Genomic DNA, 7,697 nt, shown 5'->3' on the forward strand with positions numbered 1-7,697 from the left:
GCAGCCTCCTAACGCGTGAGCCTGGCGGCCTTGCCCAGGTCGTTCCAACAGTAGCGGACGAAGGACCGCAGCATGCCACGGTCAAGATCCGGGGCCCGCCCGTCGGCCAGCCGGTCCATCTGCTGGTAGTACCACCCCTGGGCGCCCAGCACGTTGATCATCTTGGGCAGCAGCCAGGGGCTGGCCGGCGACAGCAGGCCGCGCGGGCGCAGGTGCAGGCGGTGTTCGAACGCGGGCAGCTCATCGATCTCGCGCGCCAGCAGCCGGCGCGCGACGTCGGGATGGGTGCAGAACGGCCGCGCCAGGCCGATCAGGTCGGTGTCGCCGCTGGCCAGCGCCGCTTCCATGCCCGCGCGCGTACGGAAGCCGCCGGTGACCATCATCGGCATGGTCGCGACCTGGCGGATGGCGGCCGCGTAGTCGAGGAAATACGCCTCGCGCACCCGCGTACTGGCGCGCACCTCGACCGCGTCGCCGACGCGTCCGGACACGCCCAGCAGGCGCGGCTGCTCGTAGTTGCCGCCCGAGATCTCCAGCAGGTCCAGGCCGGTGCCGTTGAGCAGCTGCACCACACCCAGGCAATCGGCGTGGCTGAAGCCGCCCTTGCGGAAATCGTCGGAGTTGAGCTTCACCGACACCGGGAAGTCGGCGCCGACGGCCTTGCGCACCGCGCGCACCGCCTCGATCAGGAAACGGGCGCGGTTCTCGAGCGATCCGCCCCAGGCGTCGGTGCGGCGGTTGGTGACCGGCGACAGGAAGCTGCTGAGCAGGTAACCGTGGGCGCCGTGCACCTGCACGCCGGTGAAGCCGGTTTCGCGCGCGATCACCGCGACGTCGGCGAAGCGCCGGACCAGGTCCAGGATCTCGTCCTCGCGCAGGGCGCGCGGGCGCGCATAGTTCCCCAACAGGTCCAGCTTCACTTCGGACGGCCCCACCGGCTGCCGCGTGGCGTAGCGCGGCGATTGCCGCCCGGCGTGCGACACCTGCATCCACAGGCCATTGCCACCGACCGTGCCGGCCGCCGCCCAGGCCTTGAGCCGCGCCCTCGCCTCGGCGTCCACGCTGGGCGAATGGGTGGTGTCGATGGCGACATTGCCCGGGCGTTCGATCACGTGCCGGTCGATCATCACGTTGCCGGTGACGTGCAGCCCGGCGCCGCCCTCGCTCCAGGCGCGGTACAAGCGCACGTGCCGCTCGGTGGCGCGCAGGCGCGCATCTCCCAGGCCCTCGGTCATCGCCGCCTTGCACAGGCGGTTGGGGATGACGGCGCCGCAGGGCAGGCGCAGCGGCTGGGCCAGGGGATCGGTCATCGCGGGATCGGGGAGCCGGGTCGGGAGCGCCAAGATACCGGATTCACGGCTCGGGCCGCGGCGCCGGCTAAGCTAGCGGCACATCCCCTCCGAGGTCCGCCATGCATCCCCTGATTGCCCTGGTCACCCTGCTGACCGTCGTGCTGATGAGCGTCACCATGGTCCTGGTCGGCCGCGCCCGCGGCAAGTACGGCGTACAGGCGCCGGCCACCACCGGCCACGAAGGCTTCGAGCGCGCGTTCCGCGTGCAGATGAACACCCAGGAGGCGGCGGTGCTGTTCCTGCCGACGCTGTGGGTGGCGGCCTGGTTCGGCAACCCGGAATGGGCGGCGCTGGCCGGCGCCGTGTGGCTGGCCGGACGGATCTGGTACGCCGCGGCCTACGCGGTTCCCGGGCGCAACCGTGGCCCGGGCTTCCTGATCGGGCTGCTGGCGCTGGCGGCCTTGCTGCTGATGGCGCTGTGGGGCGTCATCTGGACCCTGGTGTTCGCTGCCTGAAAGCCCGCGGGCGCGGGGGCCTTCGCGCCCGCGCCCGCGCCCTGTCCCGCTGTGCCGCGCCCGTCAGTGCTGCGCCGTCTTCACCAGCAGGTGCTTGGCCAGGCCGCCGTGCAGCCTGCCGATGCCGCGGGCCAGGTGCAGGGTCACGAACAGCACCAGCACGCCCAGCACCGCCATCACCGGCGCGCCGATCCAGGCGTTGTCGAACGGTCCGAGCTGCAGGTTGCCGTCCACGTGCACCAGGCCGGCCAGGTCCAGCACCACCGCGATCGCGCCGGCCACCATCCCCACCGAGGTCGACAGTCCGGTGACCGCCACCGTGAAGTAGAGGATGCCCAGCGGCATCATCAGCACCATGTAGAGCATCGTCGACCAGGTGCGCGGATCGGTGAACATGGCCCCGATCCGCGTCATCAGCGGCTGGCCACGCCCGACGTAAAGCGGCCGACGCGGCATGCGCTCGCCCAGCATCGACTCCACCAGCCGGCCTTCGACCAGCGACAGCAGCCGCACGATGCCGACGAACAGGATCACCACCGGGATGCCGATGATCAGCACCGCCAGGCCGGCCGAAGTGCTCAGGCCGGCTACCACGACGGTGAAGTACACCAGTCCGGTGGCCAGCGACAGCAGCATGTAGAACAGCGCGGTCCAGGCGCGCGAGTCGGCCATGACGCCGAAGAAGCGGCCGGCCAGGCTGGCGCGCGGCGCCGGTGGCGGCGTGCGCAGGGCCTGGGCGACCTGGACCTCGGTGTCGCGGTAGATCGCCGCGACCTCGGCCGGGGCGCCGTAGCTGCCGGCGATGCTGGCGAGCAGGCGGGCCTCGTCCATGCCCGGGTTCTCGGCCAGCTCCGAGCGCAGGTATTCCTCGGCGTCGTAAAGCGCGTCCTGCAGCAGCGCCGGATCGGCGTCCCGCAGTTCGTACCGGAGCGCCTCGAGGTATTCGGGGATGGTGTTCGGGGTGGCGTTGTTCATCGCAGGGTTCCTTCCAGCACGGCGTCGACGGCTTGGCGGGTGGTGTGCCAGCTCGAGGTCCACTCGGCCAGCACGCGCTGGCCCAGCGGGGTGATGCGGTAGTAGCGGCGCGGCGGGCCGCTGACGGAGGGCTCGACGTGGCTGTCGGCCAGGCCGGCGGCGCTCAGGTTGCGCAGCACCGGGTACAGGCCGCTCTGCTTGCCGCCCAGCAGCGGGTCGCCGGTCTGCTCCAGGCGCTTGGCGATCTGGTAGCCGTACAGCGGCTCGCCGGACCGGGCCAGCACCGCCAGCAGCACCAGCGAGACCGTGCCGGCGCTGAGCTCCTTCTGGAATTTCCTCAGGTGCGGGTCGAGGTCGGTCATCGGACTCTCCGGGGGATGGATATAGCGACATCAACGGTACTGTGGTGTTGATACTAGGCAAAGCCCCCGGGGCCGTCGCAGTGCCGGAAGTCAGGGTGGTAATGTCTGGTCCGTAGCCACCCCCGACAGGAGAAGTCTTCGATGAGCGCTGCGTCCATGAACGGCCCGATGCCCGTGGTTTTCCTGGGGCACGGTTCGCCAATGAACGCCATCGAGGACAACGACTGGCGGCGAAGTTGGCAGGCCCTGGGCCAGCGGCTGCCGCGGCCGAAGGCCATCCTGTGCATCTCGGCGCACTGGGAAACCCAGGGCGTGTACGTCAGCTCCACCGAGAAGCCCGAGACCATCCACGACTTCCACGGCTTCCCGCGCGCGCTGTTCGACGTGCGCTACCCCGCGCCCGGCAGCCCGGCGCTGGCGCACCGCGTCGCCGAGCTGATCACGCAGCCGCGCGTGCACCTCGACAGCCATCGCGGCCTCGACCACGGCGCCTGGGGCGTCCTGCGCCCGATGTATCCCGAGGCCGACATCCCGGTGGTGCAGCTGAGCCTGTCGAGCCTGCAGCCCGGCGCCTGGCACTACGACCTGGCCAAGCAGCTGGCGCCGCTGCGCGATGAAGGCGTGCTGGTGGTCGGCAGCGGCAACCTCGTGCACAACCTGCGCCTCTGGCGCCCGAACCAGGCCGAACCCTACGACTGGGCCCAGCGCTTCGACGAGGACATCGCCGACCGCATCCTCGAGGGCCACCACGAGGGCATGCTGGGCTACGAAACCCTGGGCCCGGACGCCTTGCTGGCGATCCCGACGCCCGAGCACTACCTGCCGCTGCTGTACGTGCTCGCGCTGCAGCGCGAGGACGACGCGGTGTCGTTCTTCAACGACCGCGTGGCGAGTTCGATCTCGATGCGCTCGGTCCTGGTCGGCGCCTGACCGCGAATGTCCGACAATCCGCTGCTGGTGGTCTTCCTGCCCATTGCCCTGGCGGTGGTGATGGCGGGACTGGGCCTGCACCTCACCCTGGCCGACTTCCGGCGCGTGCTGCAGGTGCCCCGCGCCGTGGCGATCGCGCTGGGCGTGCAGGCACTGCTGCTGCCGCCGGTGGCGATCGGCCTGTGCCTGGCCTTCCGGCTGCCGGGTGAGCTGGCCCTGGGCCTGGTGCTGCTGGCGGCCTCGCCGGGCGGCGTCACCGCCAACCTCTTCAGCCACATCGCGCGCGGCGACGTCGCGCTCAACATCACGCTGACCGCCATCAACAGCCTGCTCGCGCTGCTGACGCTGCCGCTTTGGACCGCACTGGCGCTGTCGTGGTTCCTCGGCGCCGAGGCGCAGGTGCCGCCGCCGGTGGGCAAGGTGCTCGAGGTGGCGGTGCTGGTGATCGCCCCGGTCACGCTGGGCATGGCCCTGCGCGCCTGGTACCCGTCGCTGGCCGATGCCGCCGAGAAGCCGGTGCGCTCGCTGTCCTCGCTGCTGCTGGGCGTGCTGATCGCGCTCGCGTTCTACTCCGAGTGGGATACGGTGCGGGCATTCGCGCCGGTGGTCGGACTGGCCTGCATCAGCTTCAACCTCATCAGCCTGCTGTCGGGCTATTTCGCCGCCAGGGGCGCGCGGCTGGCCGAGCCGCAGGCGATCGCGATCGGCTTCGAGATCGGCATCCACAACGGCACCCTCGCCATCTTCATCGCCATCGAGGTGCTGGGCCGCACCCAGGCCACGATCGCGCCCGCCATCTACTCGCTGAGCATGTACCTCACCGGCGCGCTGTTCGCGGCCTGGCTGCTGCACCGCCGGAAGCGCGCCGCGTGAGCAAGACCTACGACCAGCGCTATTTCGACACCTGGTACCGCCAGCGCGACCTCGGCGGCAAGGCCGCGCTGGCGCGCAAGGTGGCGCTGGCGGTCGCACTGGCCGAATACCACCTGGGCCGGCCGATCCGCTCGGTGCTGGACGTGGGCTGCGGCGAGGGCGCCTGGCGCGCGCCGCTGCTGGCGCTGCGGCCGAAGCTGCACTACATGGGCCTGGACTCGAGCGAGTACGCCATCGCCCGCCACGGCGCGCGCCGCAACCTGCACTGGCTGCCGTTCGGCGACCTGGCGGCGCTGCCGCCGATCCGGCCGGTGGACCTGCTGGTGTGTTCGGACGTGATGCACTACCTGTCGGACGAGGAGCTCAAGCGCGGCCTGGCCGAATTCTCGCGCCTGTGCGACGGCGTCGCCTTCCTCGAGGTGTTCGCCGAGGGCGACGAGATCATCGGCGACCTGCACGAGATGCGGCGCCGCCCGGCCGCCTGGTACCGCCGCGCCTTCGCCCGCGCCGGCTTCACCGCGGTCGGCTCGCACACCTACCTCAGCGCCCCGGTCGCGGCTGCGGCCACCGCGCTGGAGCTGCCGCGCTGACGCCAGCCGCCGGAGGCGGCGACGAAATCCGGACGCGCGACGGCCGCGGCGGGTAACCTGCGCCGATGACCGCCGCGCCGCAAGACACGCCCTACGCCGACCTCGGGCCGGACCGCATCCTCGACGCCGTCGAGTCGCTGGGCCTGGCCAGCGACGGCCGCGTGCTGGCGCTCAACAGCTACGAGAACCGCGTCTACCGCATCGGCCTGGAGGACGGCCCGCCGCTCGTGGCCAAGTTCTATCGCCCCGGCCGCTGGACCGACGCCGCGATCGGCGAGGAGCATGCGTTCTCGGCCGAGCTGCTGGCCGCCGACCTGTCGGTGGTGGCGCCGCTGGCCCACCACGGCCGCACCCTGCATCCCTTCGAAGGCCATCGCTTCGCGCTGTTCCCGCTGCGCGGCGGCCACGCGCCGGAGCTGGGTGACCGCGCGGTGCTGACCCACCTCGGGCGCGTGCTGGGCCGGATGCACGCGGTCGGCGACGGCGCCCGCTTCGCCCACCGCGGGCGCATCGGCATCGAAAGCCACGGCGTCGCGCCGGTGGATTTCCTGCTCGAGGGCGGCTGGCTGCCGCCGGACCTCGAGGACAACTTCGCCACCCTCGCCGACGCGCTGCTCGATGCGATGGACGATGCCTGGGAGCGCGCCGGCCCGGTGCACGAACTGCGCCTGCACGGCGACTGCCATCCCGGCAACATCCTGTGGCGCGAGGACCAGGCGCACTTCGTCGACCTCGACGACTGCCTGTCCGGGCCGGCCGTGCAGGACCTGTGGATGCTGGCCGGCCGGCGCGAGGACAGCGCCGCGCCGCTGCGCTGGCTGCTGGAGGGCTACGAGCAGTTCCGGCGCTTCGACCGCCGCGAGCTGCACCTGGTCGAGCCGCTGCGCACGCTGCGCTTGCTGCACTACAACGCCTGGATCGCCCGCCGCTGGCACGACCCCGCCTTCCCCGCCGCCTTCCCCTGGTTCGAAGCCCCGCGCCACTGGGAATCCGTCATCACCCAGATGCAGGAACAACTGGCCGCCCTCCAGGAACCCCCACCCGACCCGACCTGACGCGCTTTGGGGTGCCTTGGCGGGCCTGGAGGAAAAGCGTTTTTGACACGGAAAAAGCGGATAAGAGCCGATAAACACGGATAGAGCAAAAGCGAATGCGGTCAAAAAGCTTGTGATCCAATTCCTAATGCTTTTGCCTTATCCGTGTTTATCGGCTCTTATCCGCTTTTTCCGTGTCAAAGAAGCTCTTTCTCCCCCCCACAGCGAATACGGTAGGCTTCGCCAAACACCCCGCGAAGGAAGCCAAGACATGACGCTGCGCCCTGCCCTGTTCGCCCTTGCCCTGGTGTTGCCGCTGGGGACGGCCTGCGCCACCAGCCCGCCGCAGAAGGCGCTGACGATGCAGGACGTGCTCGATGCCTCGACCCCGGCCGACTGGCGCACGCTGGATCCCGCGCAGACGCTGTACCTGGAGCTGGCGTCGGGCCGCGTGGTGATCGAACTGGCGCCGCAGTTCGCGCCGGCGCACGTCGACAATATCCGCACCCTGGTGCGCGCCGGCTACTTCGACGGGCTGAGCATCAACCGCTCGCAGGACAACTTCGTCGTGCAGTGGGGCGACGCCAACGGCGAGGACCCGGCCAAGGCGCGGCCGCTGGGCGAGGCCAAGGCCAAGCTGCCGGCCGAGTTCGTGCGGCCGGCGGAGGGCCTGGCCTTCACCGTGCTGCCCGACGCCGACGGCTGGGCGCCGGAAGTCGGCTTCGTGCAGGGCTTCCCCGCGGCGCGCGACCCGAAGGCCGGCATCGCCTGGCTGGCGCACTGCTACGGCACCGTGGGCGCCGGCCGCGCGATGGCCGCCGACAGCAGCAATGGCACCGAACTGTACGTCGTCACCGGCCAGTCGCCGCGCCAGCTCGACCGCAACATCACCACGGTCGGCCGCGTCGTGCAGGGCATCGAACACCTGAGCGTGCTGCCGCGCGGCACCGGCCCGCTCGGCTTCTACGAGCAGGCCGGCCAGCGCGTGCCGATCCGCGCCATCCGGCTGGCGGCCGACGTGCCGGAGGCCGAGCGCAGCGCGCTGCAGGTGATGCGCACCGACACCCGCGCCTTCGCCGACCTGGTCGAGTCGCGCCGCAATCGCCGCGACGACTGGTACGTGCAT

At 71.1% G+C, this 7,697-nt stretch carries 9 protein-coding genes; 6 read left to right on the forward strand and 3 right to left on the reverse strand.

Going from position 1 to position 7,697, the window contains the following annotated elements; genetic code table 11:
- Positions 1 to 8: 8 nt before the first annotated feature.
- Positions 9 to 1,310 (reverse strand): NADH:flavin oxidoreductase/NADH oxidase family protein, encoded by a 1,302-nt coding sequence (locus VFQ84_RS08740; protein ID WP_325131242.1) that lies wholly within the window; start codon positions 1,308 to 1,310, stop codon positions 9 to 11.
- A 101-nt stretch (positions 1,311 to 1,411) separates the two neighbouring features.
- Between VFQ84_RS08740 and VFQ84_RS08745 the strand changes: the two genes are divergently transcribed.
- Positions 1,412 to 1,807, forward strand: coding sequence for an MAPEG family protein (locus VFQ84_RS08745; RefSeq protein ID WP_325131243.1), 396 nt, complete (start codon positions 1,412 to 1,414; stop codon positions 1,805 to 1,807).
- 63 nt (positions 1,808 to 1,870) lie between these two features.
- Here VFQ84_RS08745 and VFQ84_RS08750 read toward each other — a convergent pair whose 3' ends face one another.
- Together VFQ84_RS08750 and VFQ84_RS08755 are read right to left on the reverse strand one after the other, a co-directional pair.
- On the reverse strand, positions 1,871 to 2,782 hold the full coding sequence (locus tag VFQ84_RS08750) for a sensor domain-containing protein (RefSeq protein WP_325131244.1): 912 nt from the start codon (positions 2,780 to 2,782) through the stop codon (positions 1,871 to 1,873).
- The gene (locus VFQ84_RS08755) at positions 2,779 to 3,144 is read right to left on the reverse strand and encodes a PadR family transcriptional regulator (protein WP_325131245.1); all 366 of its coding nucleotides are present in this window, start codon (positions 3,142 to 3,144) and stop codon (positions 2,779 to 2,781) included. The genes VFQ84_RS08750 and VFQ84_RS08755 overlap by 4 nt, the downstream gene beginning before the upstream one ends.
- Before the next feature lie 141 nt (positions 3,145 to 3,285).
- On the opposite strand from VFQ84_RS08755, the gene ygiD reads away from it, so the two are divergent.
- The 5 genes from ygiD to VFQ84_RS08780 all read left to right on the forward strand — a co-directional run.
- The gene (gene ygiD, locus VFQ84_RS08760; RefSeq protein WP_325131246.1) at positions 3,286 to 4,074 is read left to right on the forward strand and encodes a 4,5-DOPA dioxygenase extradiol; all 789 of its coding nucleotides are present in this window, start codon (positions 3,286 to 3,288) and stop codon (positions 4,072 to 4,074) included.
- Positions 4,075 to 4,080: 6 nt separating this feature from the next.
- Positions 4,081 to 4,947 carry a bile acid:sodium symporter family protein gene (locus VFQ84_RS08765; RefSeq protein ID WP_325131247.1) on the forward strand — a complete coding sequence of 289 codons (867 nt, stop codon included), beginning with the start codon at positions 4,081 to 4,083 and terminating at the stop codon, positions 4,945 to 4,947.
- Positions 4,944 to 5,537, forward strand: a complete 594-nt coding sequence (locus VFQ84_RS08770; protein ID WP_325131248.1) for a class I SAM-dependent methyltransferase — start codon at positions 4,944 to 4,946, stop codon at positions 5,535 to 5,537. Before VFQ84_RS08765 ends, VFQ84_RS08770 begins: the two co-directional genes overlap by 4 nt.
- 65 nt (positions 5,538 to 5,602) lie before the next feature.
- A complete protein-coding gene (locus VFQ84_RS08775; protein ID WP_325131249.1) occupies positions 5,603 to 6,592 on the forward strand; it encodes a serine/threonine protein kinase in 990 nt (329 codons plus the stop codon).
- 250 nt (positions 6,593 to 6,842) lie between these two features.
- On the forward strand, positions 6,843 to 7,697 hold an 855-nt coding region (locus tag VFQ84_RS08780), incomplete at its 3' end, for a peptidylprolyl isomerase (protein WP_325131250.1).

This window comes from Arenimonas sp., from assembly GCF_035721105.1.
GTDB lineage: Bacteria > Pseudomonadota > Gammaproteobacteria > Xanthomonadales > Xanthomonadaceae > Arenimonas.

Excerpts from the sequence above, each read along its gene's own strand:
- VFQ84_RS08740 (WP_325131242.1), bottom strand. The coding sequence starts at position 1,310 with ATGACCGATCCCCTGGCCCAGCCGCTGCGCCTGCCCTGCGGCGCCGTC.
- VFQ84_RS08745 (WP_325131243.1), top strand. The coding sequence starts at position 1,412 with ATGCATCCCCTGATTGCCCTGGTCACCCTGCTGACCGTCGTGCTGATG.
- VFQ84_RS08750 (WP_325131244.1), bottom strand. The coding sequence starts at position 2,782 with ATGAACAACGCCACCCCGAACACCATCCCCGAATACCTCGAGGCGCTC.
- VFQ84_RS08755 (WP_325131245.1), bottom strand. The coding sequence starts at position 3,144 with ATGACCGACCTCGACCCGCACCTGAGGAAATTCCAGAAGGAGCTCAGC.
- ygiD (WP_325131246.1), top strand. The coding sequence starts at position 3,286 with ATGAGCGCTGCGTCCATGAACGGCCCGATGCCCGTGGTTTTCCTGGGG.
- VFQ84_RS08765 (WP_325131247.1), top strand. The coding sequence starts at position 4,081 with ATGTCCGACAATCCGCTGCTGGTGGTCTTCCTGCCCATTGCCCTGGCG.
- VFQ84_RS08775 (WP_325131249.1), top strand. The coding sequence starts at position 5,603 with ATGACCGCCGCGCCGCAAGACACGCCCTACGCCGACCTCGGGCCGGAC.